Origin of the sequence: Pedobacter sp. CFBP9032 (assembly GCF_034045265.1) — a bacterium.
GTDB lineage: Bacteria > Bacteroidota > Bacteroidia > Sphingobacteriales > Sphingobacteriaceae > Pedobacter.
Genome location: NZ_JAXCWE010000010.1, coordinates 158,415 through 184,214, shown reverse-complemented (window position 1 = coordinate 184,214; position 25,800 = coordinate 158,415). Strand labels below are relative to the sequence as shown.

Here is a 25,800-nt window from a genome sequence, read left to right as displayed (position 1 = left end):
CAATCGATTTGATATTGACTTAGCCTTATCCTTCTATAAGCCACTATTAAACCTATGAAGTTTAATAAGCCGCTATATTGAATAATTATTCAGGATGAAATAACAAAATTATCTAAGTTTGTATTACATGAAACATCTGCGCAGACTAAACAAATATTTTCTGAAATATAAATGGTGGATTATTCCGGGAAGTATTTTTGTAATCATTTCCAATATTTTTGGCGTCGTGCCAGCACAGGTAATCGGTTATGCGGTAGATCTAATCACAGAAAACGTTCAGATCTATAACCTCTTTCATGGTTTTGAGCGACAAGAAATTATCTACAGTATATTTAGCAGCAACCTCCTTTATTTTGGCTTTTTAGTGATTGCACTTTACATCATGAGGGGTTTATTCCTGTTTTTTATGCGTCAAACTATTATTCTAATGTCGAGGCATATCGAATTCGACATGAAAAACGACATTTATCAGCATTACCAGGAGTTGAGTTTAGGTTTTTACAGACGGAATAACACAGGCGACCTGATGAATCGGGCGACTGAGGATGTAAACCGGGTGAGGATGTATGTTGGGCCAGCCATCATGTATACAATCAATACTTTTGTTTTATCGGTACTGATTGTTTGGTCTATGTTTGATGTAAACTCCAAGCTGGCCACTTATTGTTTATTGCCGCTCCCCTTCCTGGTGATCATCATATATTATGTAAACACATTGATTTTTAAGAAGAGTGGTAAAATTCAGGAACGACTTTCCGAGCTATCCAGCTTTGTGCAAGAGCGTTTTTCGGGCATTAGGATTATTAAATCCTATGTTCGGGAAGATTATACAAGGAACATGTTCGAGATTCAAAGCAATGATTACAAGAGAGACTCCATGAGCCTCGTAAAAGTTTCTGCTTTATTTTATCCAACAATGTTACTTTTAATTGGCTTAAGCACCATTTTAACCATATATATTGGCGGGATCCAGGTAATGAATGGAAGCATCACCACTGGTAATATTGCAGAATTCATCATCTATATTAACCAACTTACCTTCCCGGTTACCATGCTAGGATGGGTTACTTCACTCATCCAACGGGCTGCTGCCTCTCAGAAAAGAATTAATGAGTTTTTAGATATTCCATCAGACATTCAATCGAACGAAACAGACAATACAGAAATAACGGGTAATTTAAAGTTCGAAAATGTTAGTTTTACTTACCCTGATACTGGCATCCAGGCATTGAAAAATTTAAATTTTGAGATCAAAGCAGGGGAATTTGTAGCCATCATCGGTAAAACCGGGTCTGGAAAGTCTACTTTAGCAAACTTGATTATGCGAATGTACGACGTACAGGATGGATCCATCTCCGCCGACGGAAAAAACCTGAAGTCGCTAAATTTAAAGAACTTTCGAACCCAGATTGGCTTTGTTCCACAGGAAGTTTTCCTGTTTTCTGACACGATTAAAAACAACATTGCCTTTGGCTTAGATCAGGTTACAGATGAAGAGGTTTATAATGCGGCTAAAAATGCATCGGTTTACCATAACATTATTGATTTTGATGAAAAGTTTGAAACCATGCTCGGAGAACGCGGAATTACATTATCTGGCGGACAAAAACAGCGCGTATCCATCGCGAGAGCCCTCATAAAATCGCCGAAGATTTTAATATTTGATGATTGCCTTTCTGCTGTTGACACTAAAACGGAAGAAGAAATTCTGCAAAATCTAGGAAAAATGATGAACGGAAAAACCAGTATTTTGATTGCACATAGAATTTCGACGATAAAAAACGCAGATAAAATTTTAGTGTTGGATAATGGAATAATCATCGAACAAGGCACACACAGTGAATTACTTAGCTTAAATGCTCGTTATACGGAACTTTATAACAATCAACTTTTGGAGGAAGAAGGACGAAGTATTTAATTTGTATGAAATTGTATTTTGAACTTTAAATATTTGCTTTATATTTACCGAAACCAAAAACCAACATCAATACCAACCATGGGAGAATTCGACAACAAGGAAAGAGAAGAAGTTTTTTCAAAGAAAGTAAGAGCAGGCAAGAGAACTTATTTCTTCGACGTGAAGGCTACTCGCTCAGGTGATTATTATTTAACAGTTACCGAAAGTAAAAAGAGATTAGAAGACGGTGTATTTGTAAAACATAAAATATTCTTATACAAAGAAGATTTTGAGAAGTTTACAGAAGGCTTAAATGAGACTGTCGATTATATTAAATCTCACCAGGACGTTGTTGAAAAACGCTATGAATACTCCGAAAATGGCGAGCACAGTCCTAAAACAACAGACGATTTTTCGTTCTAAATAAAATATAACAGAAAAGCCTTTGCTAAAAATAGACTGAACCCAAAAAGTTGGACAAGGTTAAAAAATTAATTAGACTGATGAGCTCGATATTTTATCGGGCTCATCCCGTTTAAATTAAGTCTGATTCTGTCGTTATTATAATAGTGAATATATTCTTTTATATCTTTTTTAAGCTCATTGATAGTTGAGTATTTCTTAAGATAAAACAACTCCGATTTAAGGGTGCCAAAGAAATTTTCAATTATAGCATTATCATAACAGTTTCCCTTTCTAGACATGCTTTGGGTTATTCCCTTTGCCCTCAACATAATTTTATATTTATCCATTCTATATTGCCACCCTTGATCAGAATGTAAAATTAGCTTAGAGTTTCCGTCAAACTTCTTGAATGCTTTCGTTAGCATAGTGGATATCTGTTTGAAGTTAGGTGATTCAGATAAGTTATAGCTAATAATCTCACCGTTAAACAACTCTATAACGGGAGATAAATAAAGCTTTTTGTCTTTAACTTTAAACTCTGTAACGTCTGTTGCCCACTTTAAACATGGCTGATCGGCTCTAAAGTTTTGCATGAATAAGTTTGGTGCTGCTGTATTCAGTTCACCTTTATAGGACACATATTTCTTCCCTCTAATCAACGACTTCAGGCCTATGGAGCCCATCAACTTTGAAACAGTTTTATGATTGATATGGCGCCCGTTATTCTTCATTTCAATAGTAATCCTTCGGTAGCCATACCTTCCTTTATGATGATGATAAATTTTTGATATTTCTTCAACTGCCTCAGCATGCTTACTGGGATGTAACTTTGTTTTGAAGTGGTAATAATAAGTACTCCTGGCAATTCCTGATATTTTCAATAAAATAGCCAACGGATGTTGTTGCCTTAACTCACAAACAACTAGCGCTTTTTCCTTTGCGGTGTTTGTTTCGCTTGAGTCAAGGCATCGAGCTTTTTTAGATAGTCATTTTCGGCCTTCAGATATAAGATCTCTTTTTCAAGTTCCTCTACCCTGGTAATGGGGGCATCTTTTTTAGTGGCCGGTTTATCTTTTTTCATAACACAGGGTCTTCCGTGCTGTACTTTTAAACCTTCCATGCCAAACTTCTCATATCTCTTGAGCCAGGAGATAATGGTGCTTTGGGTAGGAATATTGAAAGCCAAGCAGCAACCCCGTAAAGATAATCCTTTATTATGATAAGACTCAATTACACTTCTCTTGAATTCGATAGTATAATAATGATAGCTTTTAGGTAATAAACCTAATGCACCCGAAGCCTGATGATGGTCAACCCATTTCCTGATGATAGAAGTGGATAGCTTCCACTTTGTTGATAGCGCGCGGATAGAAATACCACGTAGCTTTTCTTTCACAATTTCTAGCCTAAACTCAGCTGTGTGACTTCTGTTTTTTCTCATAAAAATGCCCCCAATAGTGTCCAACTTTTTGGGGGCAGTCTAAAACAAAGGCTTTTTTTTGTACTATGACTTTTATAACTGCTGTTCAAAAAAGTTACGCAACAGCCATGCTTAACCCACCCATAAATATCAAAAAGAAATAGCTAACAATTACCACAATGGTAATGATTCCCCAAAATTTAAACAGCGATTTTACATTCTGCAAAGCTGTGTTTAAACTTTCCTGATTTCCAAATAAAACACCTTGTTTCCCGTGGTTAGCTATTTTGAGAAGCAACAGGCTTGGATAGAAATAAAATAAACCCAATAATAAATAGATAATCGTTATTGCTATTGAGCCACTTTGCCCTAACGCACCAAACTGTTTGGCCAACGCCGGATTACTTCCTAGAAGAGACGGAACGCTAAATGAAACTAAAACCAACAGCGCAGCAAGTGCGAACCCTACAAACGACAAGAATTTTGCCCATTTGGTAATATCATAAATATAGCTCCGCATTTCTTCTGTTACAATCAATTTCACTTCCTGCGGCTCTTCGTTTTCTAAATCTTCCATATTTATAATCTGTAATTTTCGATAAACTTAGATAAAATATCCCTTTACGACAAATTAGCAGCTTTAATTAAACAGTTTAAAAGCTTATCTTTGCCCGATTTTTAAGCGGAAAGCGGAAAGCGGAAAGCGGAAAGCGGAAAGCTCAAAGCGGAAAGCTCAAAGCTCAAAGCGGAAAGCTTAAAGCTCAAAGCGGAAAGCCGAAAGCGAAGAGACGCTTAGAAATAATTAATTTTTGCAAAACACTATAGACTATAATAAATGGCATTACAATGTGGTATTGTTGGTTTACCAAATGTAGGGAAATCGACACTTTTTAACTGTTTATCAAACGCAAAAGCGCAAGCGGCAAACTTCCCTTTTTGTACAATTGAACCAAATGTGGGCGTAATTACCGTTCCTGATGATCGCTTAACTAAACTTGCCGAGTTGGTTAAACCTAATAAGGTGCAACCCAATACCATCGAAATTGTAGATATTGCGGGTTTAGTTAAAGGTGCATCAAAAGGCGAAGGTTTAGGTAACCAGTTTTTAGGAAATATTCGTGCAACAAATGCCATTATCCACGTTTTGCGTTGCTTCGATGATGGAAACGTAATCCATGTTGATGGTTCCGTAGATCCGATTCGTGATAAAGAGATTATTGATACCGAGTTACAGCTTAAAGATTTAGATACCGTTGATAAACGGATTCAAAAAGTTGAGAAAATGGCTAAAACAGGCGGTGATAAAGATGCTAAACGTACTTACGAAATTTTAACAGTGGTTAAAGCACATTTAGAAAATGGTAAGTCGATCCGTACAGCTACTTTGGCACAGGATGATTTTGATTTCATTGAAGATCTAGGTTTGTTAACGCAGAAGCCTGTGATGTACGTTTGTAATGTGGATGAGGCTTCGGTAGTTACCGGAAACAAATACGTTGATTTGGTAAAAGCAAGTGTTGCAGATGAACGTGCAGAGGTTTTGGTAATTTCTGCTAAAATAGAATCAGAAATTGCAGAACTCGAAAGCTACGAAGAGCGTCAGGAGTTTTTAGCCGATTTAGGTCTCGATGAATCTGGTGTTAACAAACTCATTCGTGCAGCTTACAAATTATTAAATCTTTATACTTACTTCACTGCAGGTGTACAGGAAGTACGCGCCTGGACGATCACCAAAGGATTTACGGCTCCACAGGCTGCCGGGGTTATTCACACTGATTTTGAGAAAGGATTTATCCGTGCGGAAGTAATCAAATACAATGATTTCGTAACCTTAGGATCTGAAAATGCATGTAAAGATGCTGGTAAATTGGGTGTTGAAGGTAAAACTTACGTAGTGGAAGATGGAGACATTATGCACTTTAGGTTTAATGTTTAAGTGCAAAAGAATATTAGAATAAAGGCCACCTTCGGGTGGCTTTTTTTGTAAACAGCATTTTTTCTTACCTGATGAAAAGGCTAGTTATCACACGTAATTGAAAAACGGATGTTACACTTCATTCCCTCAAGCAGATGACACTGATTTCGCGGAATATGCTGCGTAAATCCCTGCACGCTGAGGGATACTTTATTATTACCTCTAAAACCGCTTAAAACAACTACATTTCCAGTCCATAGGCTGCGAGCTGTACTTTTGTATCTTCATAAGTAGTGTGATGAATACCTTTTAAACCTAAGCCTTCTGCTACCTGTACAAAAAGCATCCGATCATCGATGTACAAACTTGTTTCTACATCACTTTGTGAAATATCAATAGCCACCTTAAAAATATCTGCGTCCGGCTTACGGAAGTGAACAAAACTAGAAGAAACAAAGAAATCTACAAACTCATTCAATTTGAAAGTATTGATGCGGTACTGATTCAGTTCTCTTCCTTCATTGCTGATTACCGCAACTTTCAGGTTATATTTCTTTTTCAACTCGCAGATCAGTTCAATCATTTCCGGATAAGGCAATGATTTTTTGAACATAAATTCTTTAAAATCATCGTAAGAAAATGTGCGTTCTTTAAAAAAAACAATGCGTTCCAGGTATTCATCAAGTGTTAACTTTCCAACCTCATAGGTGTCAAAGGTAAGGTGATGACGTTCTTCCAAATCAACAGAATCGAGGTTAAATAACACAGAAGCTTCTCCCCTGGCATGTCTATCCCAGCCATTAGTTAATAGTACCCCACCAATATCAGTAAACAGAGTTGTGATTTTATTTTGCATAATTTTAACTTAAAGTAAAACGCCTTTTAAAAATAGTAAAGCAAAGCTGAAATATATAATCAAGCCGGTAACATCTACCAGGGTTGCTACAAAAGGTGCTGATGAAGTTGCAGGATCGGCCCCAAGTCTTTTTAAAATGATTGGCAACATTGATCCGCTTAATGATCCCCATAGCACTACGAAAACCAATGAAACACTAATGGTAAATGCAATTAACACCCAATGTTCTCCATAAGCATTAGGCCAGGCTAAGTGCCAGAAAAAGATTCTTGCAAAGCCAATAATACCTAAACAAAAACCCAGTAAAAAGCCAGAAGTAAGTTCTCTACGCATTACCCGCCACCAATCTTTTATGGTTACTTCTCCCAGAGCCATGGCCTGTATAATTAAGGTGGAGGCTTGTGAACCACTGTTTCCTCCGCAGGAAATTATCAATGGAATAAACAAAGCCAAAACCGTTGCTTTATGAATCTGTCCTTCAAAAAAGCCCATAGCTGTAGCGGTGAGCATTTCTCCGAGCATTAAAATTGCTAACCAACCTACTCTTTTTCTAACGAGATTAAAAATAGAGGTATCCAGGTAGGGTTCATCCAATGCTTCGGTACCCCCTATTTTGTGCATATCCTCCGTATATTCTTCGTTAGCAATCCAAAGGATATCATCCACCGTTACAATACCAAGAAGAATATTATTTTCATCCACTACCGGTAGGGCTACCCGATTATTCATTCTGAAGATATTGATGGCATCTTCCTGTGGATCATTCGCTTTTAATGCAATAAATCGTTTATCGGTAAGCTCTCCGATAATCGCATCCGGATCTGCAAGTAATACTTCCCTGATCCTGATATCATCAAGTAAAACCCCATCTTTATCAATCACATAAACCACATCAATGGTTTCGGAGTTTTTTCCATACCGCCTAATGTGCGACAATACCCTGGTAACAGACCATTCTGGCTTTACGGCTATATAATCTGGCGTCATTAAACGGCCAATGCTATATTCGTTGTAGCCTAAAAGGGCAAGCGATTCCTTCCGTTCTTCTGAAGGTAAGAGTGAAATCATTTTTTTCACTACATCGCCTTTCATCTCTCCAAAAAGTGCTGTACGATCATCAGGAGGCAAATCTTTGATAATTTGATTCAGTTTATTGCCTGAAAGTTTTTTAATGATCCGTTCCTGGGTAGGAAAATCAAGAATTCTGAAAACGTTTACTGCACGGTTAAGCGAAATGGTATCTATAAATTTGGCTGCACACTGGGGAAGTTCGTCAATCAAAGCTTCAACATCAGAGATATTGAGCTGATCCAGATATTGCTTTAACGCCTTATCATCCTCTCTTTCGAGTATTTCCCGAACCTCATCTACAACCAATTCTTCCATAAACAACTATTTATTTTTACTACATGCCTTAACCTCTATTAACGGTTCGCAAAGGTGCGTTTTTATTTTTATAAAGCAAACGATGCACTTCCAAATTCAATGATCAAAATGCTCCAATCCAGCAGAAATAGATACAAATAAGTTACAACTTAGTTTCTAAGAAAAGATTTAATGATTTTTTAATCCAAAATATACCTATAAACTTTCCACTGGAACCCTTTCCATGATTTGGTGTACCATAATATCCCTACTACTAAAAATGAGTATCAGTGAATGGCATGTTACAGACCCCTTAGGCAAAACAAAAAATGCATGTTTTAATAGACATAACTGTACATGACGGTTTATGAATTAAAGGTTAATAGATTTGAGTAAACCAAAATATATAACTCATATGAATCAAAAAATTAAAAAAATAACCTGGCAAGGCCTGGCTGTTTTTATGCTTCTATTTTCTTTAAATGGATGTAAGAAATCCGACAATTTGCAAGATTCCTCAGAACTGGAAACTTTTAGTAATCAGTCAAAATTAATGGCAACAGCCGCAGCAACCGCGGCCACCTCAGCTGGAGAAGTTACCGGTTCTGGCGGGAACTTTACAGCCACTGTAAATGGCGTAAATAAATACACGGGTACAAATTACATTCAGGCTATTCAGGCTGCAATAAACGGACTTACCGCTGGCAGAACGGCGAAAGAGTGGGTTACTATTCGTGTCTCCGGCGCATCAGGAAGTTCGGGCGGAGCGCTGAAGTATGTTAACATGGCAAGTAATACCGGATTGGATTTTTCTGGCCAAACTTTTAATGCCAATAGCGGCGATGCATTAATTATTCCGGTTTGGGCGGATCGAAAATCAAACATAGAGGTTAAAAACTTAAAGGTAACGGGCAAGCCACGTTATGGCATCTGGTTTAAGGGTTGCAATGGTATGAACATCAGCAACATTACCATGAATATTGCTGTACCGGCAACTGATCTCGGCCTGGGCATCCGGGTAGATAACAGTAGTGGCTCTACCAGTAACCTCAATATTAGTGGAACAATTAATATTACCGGCGGAGATAATTCTATCGAAACCTACGGGCTTGATGGCTTCTCTATCGGTAATGTAACATCCAGCAATAATGCGGCCTGTGGCGTTTTACTCAATCAATCCAAAAATGGTACTGTAGGTACAGTTACGGGAACAAACAATAGCACCACTGGCTCAGTTACTGGTTATGCAACTTTCCGTGTGGCCAATAGCAATGGACCAAATGTTACCTGTACGAAAGTTTATTCGCGTGGCAGTGGTCGCGGTTTTTTCAGTGTTACAGGTAGTAACGGCTGTACCGTGAATAGTGTTGATATTGCAAACACAGCCATCCAGGGGATTTTCCTACAAGATGCCACCAATACAAAAGTTTTAGCAGGCACAGTAAGCAATGGTCATCCGAACGTACAACATCAAAATGCAGTAAATTGCAGTACAAAAGTTAACGGACAAACCTACACAGCTGCAAATGGTAGCTGGTAACATCCAATTTTCCAATAAGCGGGTATTCGAATCCCGCTTATTGAAAATTAAAAGATTTGTTATCGGCATGTTCCTTTTCTACCTCATGCAGATATTATCTACAGGCTGTAGCAATCCGGATGAAATTAAACTGGATAAAAAACCTTCTCCAGTTCTGGTTAATAATGCTGGCTACAATTTTCCAAAGAAAATAACGGAAGCGATACAGCAGAAATATTCCAATAGCATACTCATCAAAAAATCTGACTACGCTCCTCTTTTCTGGGATTTTTATGATGCCAACACTGTTCCTTCGATGGCAACAACTGATATAAACAATGATCAAAAAAGTGATTTTGCATTTCTTATACAAACAGATCATGTTATCAAGATCGTAATTGCCATTTCAGATAATGAGAAATACCACTATTGGCAATCTCCATTTAGTTTGGGGCAATTTGAAAAAAAAGGGGTAGAAATAGCATTGGATGTGAAGCCGACTGGCCAAACGGATATTGTTAAACCTAAAGCACAATCGCTTGTGCTTAAAAAGAATGGTTTTTTAATTAGAAAGCTGGAACAGGATTACCTGATCCTCTATGAGCAGAAGGGCGAAATCATTTCTTTCGAATTGAATGGCGAAACAGATTTTTAAACGATGAAGACATTTTTAATACGTGATATAAAACTACTGATTGCTACCCTGTTTATTGCAACACTTTTTGCTTGTGGTAAAAACGATACGTTTACAGATATCGATGGGAATGAATACCATAGTATTCGAATTGGAAATCAGACCTGGATGGCTGAAAATTTAAGAACAACAAGATTTAACAATGGAGATCTCATTGCCGCTGCCAAAAATGCATCCGAGTGGACTATAGATGGCCGTGCTGCATATAGTAATTATGCCAACAACGATTCTCTTGCCACTGATTACGGGTTACTCTATAATTGGTATTGTATCAGTGATAAACGCGAGATAGCGCCGGAAGGTTGGCGAATTCCAACAGAAGCAGACTTACGAGAGTTGTTACAATTTGTTGGTTCAGATTCTATTGCCGCCTCTCTCTTAAAAGAAAGAGGAACTCAACATTGGTTGCCATCCTTTACTGAAGGGAACAATGCCACAGGATTTTCTGCATTACCAGGCGGTTATAAAGACGCAGATGGACAATCTTATATGCGAAAAAGCAATGGTTACTACTGGACTACTCAAGGAAGTTTCGAATTTTACCATTGGAGTTCGAGGGTTTTCTTGGCTTTTGCTAACATTGAGCGGGATGCTAAATTTATGAAGTATGGTTTTTCTATAAAGTGTATTAAGGATATCAGCCGATAGATTATAAGAAGTTAACAAACATTGAGTTTTAACTTGTAAACGGCAAAACAAGTAACATTCTTGTTAATTTACGGTTAATACCTGATAAAATCATCAGCAGATGTGGTTTGAAAGTGGCTTAAATTTGAGCAAACCAACTTACAAACAACATGCTAACTAAACTAAAGACTGCTTTACTAGCCGTAACCATGCTCTGTTTTATTCAATTACATGCCCAAACGGTACTTGTAAATGGTAAAATAACTGATGCGTCTGGAGCAGCACTTCCAGGTATTACGGTAAAAGTTAAGGGTACATCTCAAGGTGTATCAACAGATTCACAAGGTAATTTCGCAATTAAAACAACAAACCCTTCGGTACTGGTCATTAGCGGAATAGGATTTGAAATGCGAGAATTTACATACGCCGGGCAAAACCCGATTATAATCTCACTTAAAGACGATCAGCAGAATTTAAGTGAAGTCGTGGTAACAGCCCTTGGCGTGAAGCGCGAAAAACGCAACCTTACTTACAGTTCTCAGGAAGTAAAAGGCGAGCAGCTTACACAAACTAAAGAACCAAATTTAGTTAATGCACTGGCCGGAAAAGTTTCTGGCGTGCAAATCACGAGTTCTTCAGGTACACCAGGGAGTTCATCAAGAATTGTAATCAGGGGGGCTAATTCGCTTTATGGAAATAATGAAGCCCTAATGGTTATTGACGGTATTCCCGTGAATAACGACGAAACAGGTAATTTAAATTCAGGACCTGGTACAAACAGGATTGCGGATTTAGACCCCAACATTGTAGAAAGCATCAACGTATTAAAAGGTGGAGCAGCAACTGCGCTTTATGGTTCTGATGGCGCCAAAGGCGTGATAATTATTACGACCAAAGCAGGCGCACAGAACAAAAAACCTTCGCTTAGTTTTTCTTCTTCCTTATCATTAGAAACACCGTTATTGCCAGAGATCCAGAACAAGTATTCTCTGGGATCGAATGGAAGATATTTCGATGGCGTTACAGAAAAAACGAGCACCTCCTGGGGTGCCAGAATGGACACCCTGAAAATCAACGGCCAGCCTGCGCAGGTTTATGATCAATCCGATCTTTTCTTTAAAACGGGCAAAACCTACACCAATACCATTGGTTTAAATGGTGGTGGAACATACAGCTCTTATTTTCTATCGTACACTAATCTGGCACAGGAAGGAACGGTACCTACTACCTCTTTCGATAGAAATACTGTTTTTGGAAAGTTTAGCACGCAGATTTTAAAGAATCTCGACATGACCTTTTCATTAAATTACGCCAATACCAAAAATAACAGGTTACCAGAAGGTTATGCTTTGGAAAGTCCGGTATGGACCATTTTCTCTGCCCCAGTCTCTTATAATTTAGAGCCAGCTACCAATCCGGATGGATCTCAACGCTTATTCCGTTTCTCCCGGAACAACCCTTACTGGGTGTTAGATAATATCAGTAACACCTCTGTGGTGAACAGGTTTTTGCCCACCTTTAACGCCAATTACAAGCCACTTAGTTGGTTAACCATTACAGAGCGTTTTGGAGCTGATGTTTATACCGAATTAGGAAAGTATCACGAATCTTTATTATCCGTATCCAATCCTAACGGACGAATTGTAAACAACTCTTCTAATTTCAGACAATACAATAATGATTTAATTATCTCTGCGAACAAGAATTATGGCGATTTTAATATCGACGCAATTCTGGGTAATAACATCATCTCTACCTATTATCAAAGTTCTTATGCCAATGGCGTTGGAATCACTGTTCCAGGTTTTGATAACATCGCCTCTACATCAACGATAAATTTTTCAGAAAGAAGTTACCTTACCAGAAAAATCGGCTTCTATCTTCAATCGAACATTGATTATAAAAAGTTTTTAATTTTATCGCTAACAGGTAGATATGATGGTACTTCTGTATTAGCAAAAGACAATAGTTTTTATCCTTACGGATCGGCTGCTACGAGCTTCATCTTCTCCAATTTCTTCTCTAAAGAAGTTTCTGATATCATGAGTTTCGGTAAATTAAGGTTATCGTACAGTACGGTTGGAAATGCAAGTATTGGCCCGTATAGTTTACTAACTCCTTACGAATCTCAAACTGTTAGAAACATTGCCTTTCCATATCAAGGACAATCCGGCTTCTTAATTAGCGGCACCTTAAGCGATCCAAACTTAAAAAATGAGCGGATCAACGAATTTGAAGTTGGCCTGGAAACTGGCTTCTTCAAAAACCGTTTGAGTTTAGAAGTTACGTATTTTGACAAAAAAACCAAAAATGGGATTATTCCGAATGTGGCACTGGCTCCATCTACCGGTTTCAATTCTACCAGTGTAAATACAGCTGGTATGCAAAACAAAGGTATTGAAGTATTACTAACTGCAAGACCAATCAAAACGGAAGATTTTAGCTGGGACCTTACCTTAAATTATAGCAGAATCAGAAATAAGGTTACGTCCATCTATAATAACCTCAACCAGGTTGGTAACGGATTTACTTTTATCCTTGTAAACCAACCATACGGTGTAATTTACGGTACGCGTTATGCCAGAAACAGCGATGGTAAAATATTAACCGGAGATGATGGGTTACCGTTTGCGGCAGATGAGCAGGGAATTATCGGCGACATTAATCCACATTGGATGGGTGGAATCATTAACAACTTCAGGTATAAACAATTCACCCTGAGTTTCTCTTTCGACATGAAAAAGGGTGGCGACATCCAGAACAATGTTGATGGATACGGTTATTTCTATGGCACACCAAAAGTGACGGAGAACCGCGAACCCCGTATTGTAGATGGTATAAACGCTAACACAGGTTTACCGAACGCAGTTTCAGTTTCTGGCCAGGCTTATTATCAACGCATTAACAGTGTACTGGAATCTGTAATTCAGGATGGTACCTATGTAAAATTGAGAAACGTAAGTTTTGGATACAATTTTAAACCAGCATGGCTTCAAAAAACCCCTTTCAAAACATTAGGCCTTCAGGTAACCGGTAGAAATTTATGGATCTATGCACCACATTTTACCGGCGGCGACCCTGAAGTAAGTTCTTTCGGATCGTCAAACGGTTCGCAAGGAATTTACTCCTTCTCCACCCCAACATCAAGGTCAGTAGATTTTGCCTTGAAGTTAACATTATAGGTATCACAAAGAAACAATCATCATGAAAAAGATATATTTTATTCTAAGTTTCGCATTAATGACAGCTTTCGCTGGATGCAAAAAATATATAGACGTTAATTACGATCCGAACAGACCAATTGATGTAAAGGAATCGCTAATGTTGCCCCCAATACAGATGCTGATTTCACAGAACATCAATGCATCTGGAGATGCCAACCTGAGTGTTATTCTTCAGCAGTATTTGCAGGTTATGGCACTAAACCAGGTTGCACCCAACTTTGGCACTTACCAAATGTTCAGTGTAGACATGGATGGTGACTGGAATAACGTTTATGTGAGAACACTAAATAACCTCAATTTACTGACTACCAAAGCGGCTACAAATGGTAATTCCAAGTACGCAGCAATTGGTAAAGTTTTAACCGCTTACACTTTGGGTTATGCAACCGACGCCTGGGGTGATATTCCCTACAGCCAGGCTTTTAAAGGAACAACAACACCTACTCCGGTTTACGATACTCAACAACAGATTTACGTGCAGATTCAGCGTTTGTTAGATGAAAGTATTACCAATATAGACCAAAATACCGGACTGGCACCCGGTGCCGATGACCTTGTCTATTTCGGAGATATGGCCAAGTGGAAAAAACTAGCCTATACATTGAAAGCCCGCTATTATATGCACCTGACCAAAGCACCGGGAACAACCCCTGCTGCACAGGCGCAACTGGCGCTGACCGCCTTAACCAATGGCATGCTAAACAACGACGACGATTTTAAAGTTGCATTTAACGGTACCGCAGGTGCAGAAAACCCATGGCAACAGAACTTTTTACCAGGTACCACCTTCGTACTTGCAAATACTTTTGTAGATAATTTTAAAACACGAAACGATCCAAGATTAAGTAAAATGATTAAGCCATCTGTTCAAACTGGCTTATATACAGGCAGGGAAATCGGTCTTAACGAAATTGGAAGTTTGGAATCTTACTCCATTCCTGCAGCGTTTTACGCTGGTGCAAGCGCCAGCAACTACCTTGTAAATTATACAGAGGCGGCGTTTTTAAAGGCTGAAGCTACATTGATTATCTCGGGTGCGAGTGCAGCACAACCGTTTTATATGGAAGGTGTACTTCGCCATATGGAAAAGGTTGGGGTAAGCACTGCTGATGCAAACAACTATCTTGCTGCAAGAGGCACGTTAAATGCATCAAACGCATTACGTTTAATCATGGAAGAGAAATCTATATCGAACTTCCTCAATTCTGAAAATTATACTGATTGGCGCAGAACCGGATTTCCTGCTTTAACGAAAGTAAGAAATGCACTTTCTGAAATTCCGAGAAGAGTTTTATATCCAAATTCTGAAATCACAGCAAATCCACAGCCGCAGCAAAGAGCCAAAATTGTAGATCGTTTATGGTGGGATGTTAATTAGTTTGATAAACTAATATTGTAGATAAATTATTGATCGAAATGATTAATCTTTATTTTTAAGCCTAAAAAGAAAAGGAAGCCTTGGTGCTTCCTTTTCTTTTTAATGCCAAACAGAATAAATTCTTAAGTGTTCCCAGAGGGATTCGAACCCCCATCGGTGGTACCGGAAACCACAATTCTATCCATTGAACTATGGGAACTTTGAGCGGCAAATATATAACTTGCCATTCAATTTTGGCGTATGAAAATAAAAATAGTGTAATATAATTTTGAGAACCTGAAATTGAAGATCAGGGCACCAAGTTTAACTTACGAAGTTTCAAAGCGAAAGCGCGTAGCAGAACTTCATCAGTGTAATTAACTATTTAGGTATTAAGAATTATTATCATTCAGAGCGCAGCGAAGAATCCACAAAGCACAGCACATAACCCTACCCTACTTCGTTTAAGATAAAAAACGAAGCGGCATAGCTTAAATTGCCAACCGTCTCCGTCTATATTATTTAAGGTTTTAGTTCCCCCAAAATTCATCATGGACTTGTTGATCATATGAGAATGTCCAGACGTAAACAATCTTTGCTGCTTTAACTCCAAATAAGTCTGTTCCGGCCAGCACCATACTCTTCATTTCTTTTTTTGCGGCAGACCAAAGAGGTACTGCTACCAGTCCTACACTTTTTATCATTGTACCATCGGGTTTCACTGTCATGTTCACCGATGTATCAATCATTACGCGCTCAGACATTTTACAAACTTTATCAAGATTGTTCTTCAAATCAGAAAACTTATTGTTTCCTGGTTGGCTCCACTTGTTTTTGGGTTTAAAGAAAGGGCTTTCACCATTTGCCAAGGGAGCAAAGATTGATGCTGCAACATTTTTTGCTTACATATGTTCATTATTTAATAAAAAAGCTTTTGTTATCTTTTGCCCATTGCGCTAAAGAAGTCATTTCAACTGGCAATTTTTCCAGAACATCACCCATGTTTGGATTAAACCTAGAAGGATATTCGTTTGCATTTTGCAAGAATTCGTAATAGGATGCAACAGCTGCTGCAGCTGCTTCACCTACAAATGGAGCAAGAATACCTTTAAATTCTGCAGGTGGTTGGGTATAATAAACTATTTTTTCATCAACGCCGATTGAAAATCTATCTGCCAATTCTTTGCCCCTTAGGTTTTCCAAACCACTCACCTGGAAAGTATCAGCTTTTAAATCAGGATGATAAATAGCTTCAACCACTAGTGCACTCACATCTCTGGAAGCGATCCATCCGATAGGCATTGCTTCAGGAGTAGGATATGCTAATTTTCTTTCACTAGAAATAAATGGGGCACAAAAGCCACCCATCATATTCTCCATATAAATTGTGGGTTCGATAATTACATAATCCACTCCACTTTTTACCAGGTAATCTCTAATATCTAATTTAACATCATCAGTGGGTATACCAGTTTTTTGTTCGGGAAGCCAGCCACTGGTATTCCAAACAATCTTTTTGATTTTATTAACCCGGGCAGCATCAATAACATTTTTAGAAAATTCCAATCCATCAAACGGATTTGGTAAAGAAACCGGAATCATAAAGGCAATTGCATCAATGTTTTTGGTAATCGCTAACATTGTGGCGGCGTTACTCATATCTCCTAAAATAGGCTCCGCTCCAGCCGCTTTTAATTTTCCAAAATTTTTCTCAGCGCTGGTTGCAGCAATTACTTCGGCACCTTTTTTATTTGCTTCTGCTATAATATGGAACTGTTGTGAGCCGTTGGCTCCAAAGACTAAAATTCTCATTTTTTCTATGGTTATAAAGTTAAACTTGAACAAATTTCAATAATTACATACCTTTGTACAAGTACCTACCTACTAGTAGGGTACTTACTCTTTAGTTAGAATAACTGAATATCAATGGAAAAAAAAGTAAAAGAAATTATCCCTTGCGACGATAATTGTCCTGTTAAAGCATCTTTAGGTCTTCTAGGTGGTAAATGGACACTATTGATTATCTTCCAGATTAATGATGATGTGATGAGATATGGTGAACTGAAAAGAGCTATTCCAAGTATAAGTGAGAAAATGCTTATTCAAGAGTTAAATATGCTAGTTGAAAAGAAACTTGTTATTAAGAAAGCTTATCCTGAGATCCCTCCTAGAGTAGAATATCGATTGACAGAACTTGGCCTAAAAACAATGCCGATTATAGAGAAGTTAATTGAATTTGGTCAAGGAAATTTAGTATAATTAAGTAACATATTAGCAGTATTAAAGAATAACTACTGAAGAGATTTAAAGGATAAATTATCACGAAAATTAAGTGACTAATTGTTAAAAAAATCTACAGATTCACCTAAAATATTTTTTTAAAATCAATTTATGTAAATTGATGTTATATAAGTCATGCACATCATCATGAGTCAACAAAATTGGAGTCAATTAAATTTAAAAAAGATACAAATTCATGAATGATAATATCCTATTCATCCTTTTAGGGTTGATCAGATGGAAAAAAAATGGCGTTTGTAAATAATGAATATAGTTAGCAGAAGTTCATTTTACGTATCTAGCCAGGAAAAAGATCATCATTCAACGCAGAAAGTTTTCTCTAATACCACATCGCCAGTTTCAAAAACAGGCAGAGATACCTGGTTACTTATTGGTTTCTTTGGTCTTTTAAAATTTGGCATTCATTTAACAGGTATTGCTAACTATGGGCTCCATGCAGATGAACTCTATTATATTTCATTAAGTGAACATTTTGCCTGGGGTTTTTTAGATATCTCTCCTTTTGTAACCTGGATGGCAAAAATAGCATCGGCTTTGTTTGGCACTTCTATTACCGCCTGGCGGATTATACCTTGCATTTTTGCTGCCGTTACGGTAATGCTTACCGGATTTATGGCACACTATCTGGGCGCAAAGAAACTTGGAATTACCATTGCCTGCTCTGCGATAATCTGTTCACCTGCTTTTTTAGCTACCTCCTATTTACTACAGCCAGTTGTATTCGACGAATTTTTCTGGGCACTTCTGGCCTTCTCTATACTGAGGTTTCAGCAAACGAAGAAAACAGTTTTTCTATATCTTGCTGCCAGCACTTTAGGCTTTGGGATGCTAAATAAATATACCATTGTAATGTACCTGGCAGCGATTGTTGTAGGCTGGCTGATCACTTATAACAGGAATTTAAAAATTATTGGACGAAAGCTGATCGGCCCTAGTTTGCTGTTTACATTACTTATTGTTCCAAACCTGTTGTGGCAATGGTTTTACGGCTTTCCAATTTTTGGTTACCTGAAATTGGTAGGAACACAGGCTTTTTCTCTTGACATATCTGATTACTTGTTCCAGCTCTTTTTCTTTCATGGTGCGGGTGTTTCTGTATGGACAGCAGGTTTTTTCTTCCTCATCATAAGGAAAAACGGAAATAAATTTAACCAGGTATGGCCGGTTACGCTGGTGATACTCGTAATTTTGCTCGCTTTATTAAAAGGCAAACTGTATTATGGCCTAGGGATGTTCCCTATACTGTTTGCTGCCGGAGGTTGTTGCTGGGAAATGATGTTTAAGTCTCGTGTGTGGCCAAAGTATATTTTTGTAGGCACTATTTATTTATTCGGTTTACTTTGCCTGCCACTCGTTATCCCGGTATTCCCTATTTACATTTGCCGCAATTACATTAAAAAAATGGTGGCTTACACTTCATTCTCCAGACCAATGGTGTGGGAAGATGGATCGAGTGGTACTATTCCACAGTTTTTTGCAGATATGACAGGGTGGAAAATGCTTTCTGATAAGATCTCTACAGTACAGCGCAATAATTTGAACAGCAAACCTATGGTGCTGCTCACTGATAACTATGCCATTGCTGGCGCCTTAAAATTTTACGCTACATTTTCATCACCGCAGGTTATCTCGGCCAACAATAGTTTCATGCTGGAGTCTCCGGCCAATCTTCCCTCCGGAACAATCCTCTATCTATCTAAAGATACCAGAGACGTAGTGTCTAAACTCGCCCGGCATGTATTATTTTCAGAAGAATTGCAATTGGAAAATTCCCACCTTAAGGGAGTTAACATTTATATCCTTTCGGGTGTAAACGAAACATTTAGAAAAAAGTACATCAATGACAGGAGAAAGTTCTTCAGCCCGATAGAAGGCATCAGCTTAGCTACAATGTCAAAAAAAAATAAACGATAAGAATATACTTTAGGTTATTGCGAAATTATTTTAACGGGATGGTAAACCAGAAGCTGCTTCCTTCACCTAACGTACTATCCACGCCCATTTTCCCTCCATGCCTTTTGATAATTTCTGATGAAATGTAAAGGCCCAGCCCTAAACCAGAATAAGCCCTGCCATTGTAGCTTGCTCTGTAATACCGATCAAATAAATAGGGTTGAACGTCAGCACTGATTCCATTCCCGAAATCCCTTACCGTAACTTTTGCCTCATTTTCAATCTTTTCTACAATCAACTGGATTTCTGATGAGTCTGAGGCATATTTCACCGCATTGTTTACGAGGTTTACCACCACCTGATCAATTCTATGTTCATCTGCAAATACCGCTAAGTCCAAATCGCCTTTGATAACCAAATCATATATACCAGCCACGCGAACATGGTTGCAACAGCTATTTAGCATTTCTGATATTTTAAAAGTTGTTTTTTCCAATTCCAACTGTCCTTCGCTAATGCGGTTCATGTTAAGCAACTCATTAACCAAAGCATTTATTTTCTCCATGCTTATACTCGATTGTTCGATTAATTTCGGTAGCATTTCGTGCGTAGGCTTATTTTTCAACTTTGAAAGCAATTGCAAACTGGCCTTTAAACTGGTAATTGGCGTTTTCAACTCATGACTTGCAATACTCAGAAAATCATCCCTCTGCTGATCATAGTTTTTTCGGGTGGTAATATCTACACTTACACCAGTTAAGTGGGTAGCTTTCCCATCTGCATCATAAAGCAGCATGCCAGATGCGTTGATCCAGTGTAACGATTCATCAGGCCATCTCACCACATATTCTGCATGGTATTCAGATTGCTTTGCAATTACATCTTCTAAAAGCGCTGTTACATAAAGCCGGTAGTCTGGAACAACCAATTCCAGCAATTTAGTTTGGTTAACTTTATCTTCACCCGTTAGCCCGTAATTATGTTTCCATTGCGTTGAACAGGTAATATCACCTGTGGCAATCTCCATACTATAAGAACCAAGTCTGCCTGCACGCAATGCCATTTCTAATTGATGGTTAAGCATTTGCTGCTCCTCACGTGCGGTTACCCGATCAGTAATATCGTTAGCAATTACCATAATCGAAGAAGTTTCACCTTTATCATTTTTAAGAGGATAGTAAATAAAATCCAGATAATGGTCCTTCAACAAGCCTTCAGAATCCAGTTGTACCACTACTTCTTTTCCATTATACATTATGCCGGTAGTAAAAACATCATCCAGAACAGCTAAAATGGCCTCGCCTTTTAACTCAGGCATTGCTACTGCGAAGGGCATTCCAATTACTGATTTTTGCTTACTCCAAACGCTTAGTAACATATCGTTTGCAACCTCAATTGTCAGTTCTCTGCCACTCAGGATTCCGATGGCAATAGGCGCTTTTTTAATAAAAGATTTGAACCGAAGCTCGCTCTTCGCCAGGTTGCTATTTAAGAGAACAGCGAGTTCATAAGATTTATTCAAATCTTCATGTACTGCGTTAAGTTCTTCATTGGTTGCTGCAAGTTCTTCGATACTTGCCTTAAGATCAAGTTGGGCTGTAATTAAAGCAGTATTTGAGGTAGTGAGTTCATCAATGGTATCTAATGCAGATCTTCGCAACTCAATCTGATCCATGGCCGTGCTGGCCAATCCTTCCAGAATGCTTCTTTCTAAATCTGTGAATACCCTTGGGTGTTGATCGATGATGCAAAGTGTACCGATAAGGAAACCATCATTCGTAATTAAAGGGGCTCCTGCATAGAATCTTAATCCAAAATCGCCTACCACATTCGGGTTGGCCATTAAACAGGGTTCCTTTAACGCATCTTCAAATACAGTTACGTTTTTATCTAATACGGCTAATGCACATAAACTTTTCCCCCTATTGGCTTCTTTAGCTCTCCCCATCCCTATTTTTGCTTTAAAAAATACAGCTTCTGCATCTACTAATGAAAGTAAAGAAATGGGAACATTAAAAATTTGAGTAGCCAGTTTGGCAATCCCATCGAAGCTATCTTCGGATGGTGTATCTGAAATTCGGTAACGCTTAAGCGCTTTCAGTCTATCATCATCATTTTCGGGCACGATGTTGATGCCAAAGGTATTTTCGATCATTTTCAATGCATTAACAGCCGAGGGAAAGATATGTTTGAGGTAAATAGCGTATAAATACGTTCACAAAAACAATTTATACTTAGGGCTACCCCTTACATTTTGTCGTTTCTAAATACAGAGATTAAAGGTTCTTTTTATTATACCTTAATAGACTACACTAAAGCCTTTTAGTAAAAATTCAGCTCAGCGTGCTCAATCGCCGATCTCACTGTAGTCTTCTATATTATGACTAAAACCCTTACTCTTTTCAGTTTTAGCAATTGTACTTTTTTTAACGAAACAAGCCTTTTTTGCAAGACAGATTTGCACCTTTTGTAAACATTATTTTGTTTCGATTTAAAAAAATTCTATTTCCTTATACAAAAAGTTGATGATCGGGTATTGAAAAATTATTTTATGAATTAGCGTTTTGTATCTAATTTAAAACAAGTAGAGTGATCTATAATATTTTTTATCCTCTTAAGCCAGAGATTCAACACCACATTATTTCTAACAAAATGACCGATCGAGAGTTACCCCTCTTTTCAATTTTTTCGGGAAAGATTAACTGGTACTTTGGAGTGATCGGAATACTTTAGCCCAAGAATTGGTGTCTCACCATCATCTGCTGGATCTCGCAACTACGTTAATCCCCAATTTATAGACATGTGTTTGCTGTTAGTAAGACAACCAACAGCTAGCATAAATTGTCAAAGTTTAGAAAAATCTAGTCATTAAAAAAGCAACACTGGTATGGTGTTGCTTCTTATCAATACTAATTAAGCCTTTTCGTTTACTGGTGCCGAAACTGGCTCTTCTGCCTGCCCCTGCTTAAATTCTTTAATCCCTTTGCCTAAGCCTTTCATCAGTTCGGGGATTTTTTTTCCTCCAAACAATAATAATATGGCTACGCCGAGGATGATCATTTCCGGGCCACCCAATAATGCGGCAATAGTGAAATCTTTCATAGGTTCTGTTATTTTGGTCTCTTCATATACGCAAGAAGTTTAATTAAGGTTTTTCAATTGTATTTTTAATTTATCAAACCAGTTTTAAAACATCCGTCAAAGGGTATCCAATCGGTTAACAGATTAATGTTTTATACAAGTTCTTTAAAAAAGATCGTTATAGCTATAATCTGAATTTTGTATTTTTGATTCAGACACAAATTTTAACCCTTAAACCATTAAAAAAAGATGAATATCAAAAACATTTTATTTACTACACTCATTGCTTTATCTACGTTAACCTTCTATTCTTGCAAAACGAAAAAACTGGCTGCAAAACCAGCACCTGCACCGGTAGCTAAACCAGCTCCTCCTGTAGAAGAGAAAAAACCAGAGCCAGTACCAGAAAAAGAAGCTGAACCAGCACCATCTGATAAACCAAATTTTAACCTCGACAATATCCAGTTTGAATTTAACTCTTTTGTACTTAAAACTTCCTCATTTGCTATTTTAGATAAAGCAGTGGCAGAAATGAAAAAATCGCCAACAACTAAATTCATATTACATGGCCATTCATCTGCAGAGGGTACACCAGAACATAATATGTCGCTTTCTGTAGATCGCGCAAATTCTGTAAAATCTTATTTTGTAAACGCTGGTTTAAACGGCGATAACTTTACGATAGTTGGACATGGCGAAAAAGAACCTATCAGTACAAATAATAATGAAGAAGGAAGAACATTAAACAGAAGAACAGAAATCAGAGTGCAAAATTAATAACTCTTAATTCACTTCCAGAATCCATTCTTTAGCTACACAAAGTTAACTTGTATACCATTGGTAATCAGGATAGCTTTGTGTAGCTTTTTTATCTTTTTGTTCATTATCTAAGGATTGTTTTGTTATTGTATCAACAATTTTTAAATTCAGCGAAAATTGACCTCTTGATATGGAATCTAAATCAATAGCTGTGCATCCAATCCTAATTAGAAATAATGTTAAAATTCTTGGTGAAGGAAGCCAGGTTATTGTTTTTGCACATGGCTTCGGCTGTGCGCAAACCACCTGGAAATACATTATCGATGCATTTCTGGAAGATTACAAGGTCATTTTATTTGATTATGTGGGTTCAGGGCAATCAGACATCAGCCAATATGATTATCATAAATACGCTACATTAGATGGTTATGCATGTGATGTAATTGATATCATTGAAGCACTTGATCTTAAAGACATTATTTTTGTGGGCCACTCCGTAAGCAGTATGATTGGCATGATCGCTGCGCTGCAAAAACCAGCTGTTTTTAAAAAATTAATATTTATAGGGCCTTCTCCTAAGTATTTAAATGATCACGATTATATAGGCGGTTTTGAAGCAGGAGACATTGAAGCTATTTTCAACCTTATTTCAAAGGATTACCTGGGCTGGGCAAAATCAATTTCACCTGCGGTGATGGCTTGTCCAGACCAACCAGAGTTGACCAATTTTTTATTGGAATGTTTCGAAGAAACCAGTCCCGACATCGCTTTGGCTTTTGCAATGGCCACTTTTAAATCAGACTATAGAGAGAAATTAAAGGACTTATCCGTTCCGAGTCTTACCCTATCTACCAAAAACGACCCGATGGTTCCTTTAAATGTTGGCGAATACATTAAAGAATATGCACCAGATAATTTTTTAGTGGTAATGGAAGCCACGGGCCACTATCCACACATTTGTGCGCCTGAAGAAACCTTAAGGGAAATTAAAAAATTTATTTCAAATACGAGCAATCCGTAATTTATTGCCTTCACATCACTTCAGTATATATCAAATAGATTCCCTTTAATTACATAAATTGGTAACGCACACGTATCGCTTGTGGCCAACGTTACCTAATTTATCTTGTGATTTTTATTCTAAAAGACTTACCTAGTCCTGGTCGGAGCGGCCATCTTCTTTTGACAACTTTAATAAAAAACAGGCTTTATCTAAGAACGCCGTCAATTCTATAGGCCAGGGAAATCAAAGAAAAAGTGCACAATAGAATCTACAGTAGTTACAAACCTTAAATGCAGTGGTTTTGTATTCATAAATGATGGTTAGAAGCTTAGAAGCATATTGAACACAAAAAGAAATGTCGCAGTTTTTTGAATAGGTATTCGATTTGTGAACTGCCACAGCTGATTGACAAAGCGCTTTGGATAATTAGCGTATTCCGATTATCATGCCGTCTCACCTCAGCAAAGTGCGGATTCAAGATCTTTATAAATAACATTCAATTTGATATGTCACAAAATGGAACAGTCTCATAATGAGTTGTTCATTTAAGATATTTGTTCATAAATTCGCCCGATTTATAGCAAGGTGAGCTATCATAAAACATATATAGTGTAACTATTCAGTTACTCAAACTGCTTTAAAGGAGAATTACAATATGAATGTCATACAATGAATAAAATGAACAAATCATTCATTTTTAAAAACCAATTAAATTTTTAAAACGTACATACACCCATTAACCTGAAAATGTATGCATTTCAAACGCTCAATGACATATCTAACAGGACGTTAACAAAATTTAAGAAAACAAAAAAACATGAACATCATTAAGAAATTTTTCACCCTTTCATTACTTATTTCATCTGCATACATTAGTAACGCACAAAATGGCATGAGCGAGCCAGTAGATTACACTTTAAAAAATGGTATGAAAATTATCATTTCCGAAAATAGCCGCTCGAATGGTGCATTCTCAAGTTTTACACTGGATTCAAAATCATTTCAAAATAAAAAAGACGGTATTGTAGAATTACTAAATGCAGTACTTAACGAGCAGGTGGCTAAAAGTGGAAGCATATCCTTTAAAGATAACAGTGGAAGACTTTCAACCAGCAATGCTAATCTTACCGAAGAACTGACTAAAATGGCAGCAGTTATCCAAAACGCAACCATCGATCAAAAAACATTTAATATCGGAAAAGCAAAACTATTAACCAATTTAAAATTAAAGGATTACGACTTTGATCAGGCAGTTAATGAAGAATCTATTTCAGCATTAACCCTCTCAGATGTACAAGCTTTTTACAATGAAATTTCACCTGAAAAAACATTTTTAACGGTGGCAGGAGATATCGAATTAGCAAATGCTAAAGCTGCCGTAAAAACAGCTTTCGGAGGCTGGAAAAAAAATAGTACGCGAGAAATGAGTACCGAAGCCAAATAAAATATTTGTTGTCTAAAATAAAGCTCGTGAATTTCGGTTC

The 25,800-nt window shown here is 37.6% G+C and carries 21 protein-coding genes, 1 tRNA gene and 1 pseudogene; 13 read left to right on the top strand and 10 right to left on the bottom strand.

Annotated features, from left to right (window positions below; translation table 11 throughout):
• Window positions 1-127 precede the first annotated feature (127 nt).
• Window positions 128-1,918 (top strand): ABC transporter ATP-binding protein, encoded by a 1,791-nt coding sequence (locus SOM16_RS17865; RefSeq protein ID WP_320465362.1) that lies wholly within the window; start codon window positions 128-130, stop codon window positions 1,916-1,918.
• A gap of 78 nt (window positions 1,919-1,996) precedes the next feature.
• Window positions 1,997-2,320, top strand: coding sequence for a DUF3276 family protein (locus SOM16_RS17860; protein WP_320465361.1), 324 nt, complete (start codon window positions 1,997-1,999; stop codon window positions 2,318-2,320).
• A 68-nt stretch (window positions 2,321-2,388) separates the two neighbouring features.
• Here the strand turns inward: SOM16_RS17860 and SOM16_RS17855 are convergent.
• The 3 genes and pseudogenes from SOM16_RS17855 to SOM16_RS17845 all read right to left on the bottom strand — a co-directional run.
• A pseudogene (locus SOM16_RS17855) lies at window positions 2,389-3,222 on the bottom strand (IS3 family transposase); the annotation flags it as partial.
• A 2-nt stretch (window positions 3,223-3,224) separates the two neighbouring features.
• Window positions 3,225-3,743, bottom strand: a complete 519-nt coding sequence (locus SOM16_RS17850) for a helix-turn-helix domain-containing protein (RefSeq protein WP_320465360.1) — start codon at window positions 3,741-3,743, stop codon at window positions 3,225-3,227.
• 94 nt (window positions 3,744-3,837) lie between these two features.
• The gene (locus SOM16_RS17845) at window positions 3,838-4,299 is read right to left on the bottom strand and encodes a DUF5362 family protein (protein WP_320465359.1); all 462 of its coding nucleotides are present in this window, start codon (window positions 4,297-4,299) and stop codon (window positions 3,838-3,840) included.
• Between the two features lie 258 nt (window positions 4,300-4,557).
• Between SOM16_RS17845 and ychF the strand changes: the two genes are divergently transcribed.
• The gene (gene ychF, locus SOM16_RS17840) at window positions 4,558-5,658 is read left to right on the top strand and encodes a redox-regulated ATPase YchF (RefSeq protein ID WP_320465358.1); all 1,101 of its coding nucleotides are present in this window, start codon (window positions 4,558-4,560) and stop codon (window positions 5,656-5,658) included.
• Window positions 5,659-5,878: 220 nt separating this feature from the next.
• On the opposite strand, the gene SOM16_RS17835 is transcribed toward ychF, so the two are convergent.
• The gene (locus SOM16_RS17835) at window positions 5,879-6,493 is read right to left on the bottom strand and encodes an HAD hydrolase-like protein (protein WP_320465357.1); all 615 of its coding nucleotides are present in this window, start codon (window positions 6,491-6,493) and stop codon (window positions 5,879-5,881) included.
• Between the two features lie 9 nt (window positions 6,494-6,502).
• A complete protein-coding gene (gene mgtE / locus SOM16_RS17830) occupies window positions 6,503-7,879 on the bottom strand; it encodes a magnesium transporter (RefSeq protein ID WP_320465356.1) in 1,377 nt (458 codons plus the stop codon).
• Window positions 7,880-8,273: 394 nt separating this feature from the next.
• Here mgtE and SOM16_RS17825 point away from each other — a divergent pair, with 394 nt between their 5' ends.
• The 5 genes from SOM16_RS17825 to SOM16_RS17805 all read left to right on the top strand — a co-directional run bounded on the left by SOM16_RS17825 (window position 8,274) and on the right by SOM16_RS17805 (window position 15,300).
• On the top strand, window positions 8,274-9,398 hold the full coding sequence (locus SOM16_RS17825) for a hypothetical protein (protein WP_320465355.1): 1,125 nt from the start codon (window positions 8,274-8,276) through the stop codon (window positions 9,396-9,398).
• A gap of 85 nt (window positions 9,399-9,483) precedes the next feature.
• Window positions 9,484-10,032 carry a hypothetical protein gene (locus tag SOM16_RS17820; protein ID WP_320465354.1) on the top strand — a complete coding sequence of 183 codons (549 nt, stop codon included), beginning with the start codon at window positions 9,484-9,486 and terminating at the stop codon, window positions 10,030-10,032.
• A gap of 3 nt (window positions 10,033-10,035) precedes the next feature.
• Window positions 10,036-10,719: a fibrobacter succinogenes major paralogous domain-containing protein gene (locus tag SOM16_RS17815; protein WP_320465353.1), complete on the top strand. Its 684-nt coding sequence runs from the start codon at window positions 10,036-10,038 to the stop codon at window positions 10,717-10,719.
• Between the two features lie 149 nt (window positions 10,720-10,868).
• Complete coding sequence (locus tag SOM16_RS17810; protein WP_320465352.1) at window positions 10,869-13,880, top strand: SusC/RagA family TonB-linked outer membrane protein; 3,012 nt, start codon at window positions 10,869-10,871, stop codon at window positions 13,878-13,880.
• 22 nt (window positions 13,881-13,902) lie between these two features.
• Window positions 13,903-15,300, top strand: coding sequence for a SusD/RagB family nutrient-binding outer membrane lipoprotein (locus tag SOM16_RS17805; protein WP_320465351.1), 1,398 nt, complete (start codon window positions 13,903-13,905; stop codon window positions 15,298-15,300).
• Between the two features lie 127 nt (window positions 15,301-15,427).
• Here SOM16_RS17805 and SOM16_RS17800 read toward each other — a convergent pair.
• The 3 genes from SOM16_RS17800 to SOM16_RS17790 form a co-directional block, all read right to left on the bottom strand.
• Window positions 15,428-15,499, bottom strand: a tRNA-Arg gene (locus SOM16_RS17800).
• Window positions 15,500-15,809: 310 nt separating this feature from the next.
• Window positions 15,810-16,148, bottom strand: a complete 339-nt coding sequence (locus tag SOM16_RS17795; protein WP_320465350.1) for a hypothetical protein — start codon at window positions 16,146-16,148, stop codon at window positions 15,810-15,812.
• 46 nt (window positions 16,149-16,194) lie between these two features.
• Complete coding sequence (locus SOM16_RS17790) at window positions 16,195-17,091, bottom strand: SDR family oxidoreductase (RefSeq protein WP_320465349.1); 897 nt, start codon at window positions 17,089-17,091, stop codon at window positions 16,195-16,197.
• Window positions 17,092-17,205: 114 nt separating this feature from the next.
• Here SOM16_RS17790 and SOM16_RS17785 point away from each other — a divergent pair, with 114 nt between their 5' ends.
• Window positions 17,206-17,538, top strand: a complete 333-nt coding sequence (locus SOM16_RS17785; RefSeq protein ID WP_320465348.1) for a helix-turn-helix domain-containing protein — start codon at window positions 17,206-17,208, stop codon at window positions 17,536-17,538.
• A gap of 285 nt (window positions 17,539-17,823) precedes the next feature.
• The gene (locus tag SOM16_RS17780) at window positions 17,824-19,494 is read left to right on the top strand and encodes an ArnT family glycosyltransferase (RefSeq protein ID WP_320465347.1); all 1,671 of its coding nucleotides are present in this window, start codon (window positions 17,824-17,826) and stop codon (window positions 19,492-19,494) included.
• Between the two features lie 25 nt (window positions 19,495-19,519).
• Here the strand turns inward: SOM16_RS17780 and SOM16_RS17775 are convergent, their stop codons facing one another.
• Window positions 19,520-21,628, bottom strand: coding sequence for an ATP-binding protein (locus SOM16_RS17775; RefSeq protein ID WP_320465346.1), 2,109 nt, complete (start codon window positions 21,626-21,628; stop codon window positions 19,520-19,522).
• A gap of 758 nt (window positions 21,629-22,386) precedes the next feature.
• A complete protein-coding gene (locus SOM16_RS17770) occupies window positions 22,387-22,575 on the bottom strand; it encodes a twin-arginine translocase TatA/TatE family subunit (RefSeq protein ID WP_320465345.1) in 189 nt (62 codons plus the stop codon).
• A 228-nt stretch (window positions 22,576-22,803) separates the two neighbouring features.
• Between SOM16_RS17770 and SOM16_RS17765 the strand changes: the two genes are divergently transcribed.
• From SOM16_RS17765 to SOM16_RS17755, 3 genes are all read left to right on the top strand, one after another.
• The gene (locus tag SOM16_RS17765; protein ID WP_320465344.1) at window positions 22,804-23,331 is read left to right on the top strand and encodes an OmpA family protein; all 528 of its coding nucleotides are present in this window, start codon (window positions 22,804-22,806) and stop codon (window positions 23,329-23,331) included.
• Window positions 23,332-23,503: 172 nt separating this feature from the next.
• Window positions 23,504-24,334: an alpha/beta hydrolase gene (locus SOM16_RS17760; protein ID WP_320465343.1), complete on the top strand. Its 831-nt coding sequence runs from the start codon at window positions 23,504-23,506 to the stop codon at window positions 24,332-24,334.
• A gap of 799 nt (window positions 24,335-25,133) precedes the next feature.
• Window positions 25,134-25,760: a hypothetical protein gene (locus SOM16_RS17755; protein ID WP_320465342.1), complete on the top strand. Its 627-nt coding sequence runs from the start codon at window positions 25,134-25,136 to the stop codon at window positions 25,758-25,760.
• The last annotated feature ends 40 nt before the right edge of the window (window positions 25,761-25,800 follow it).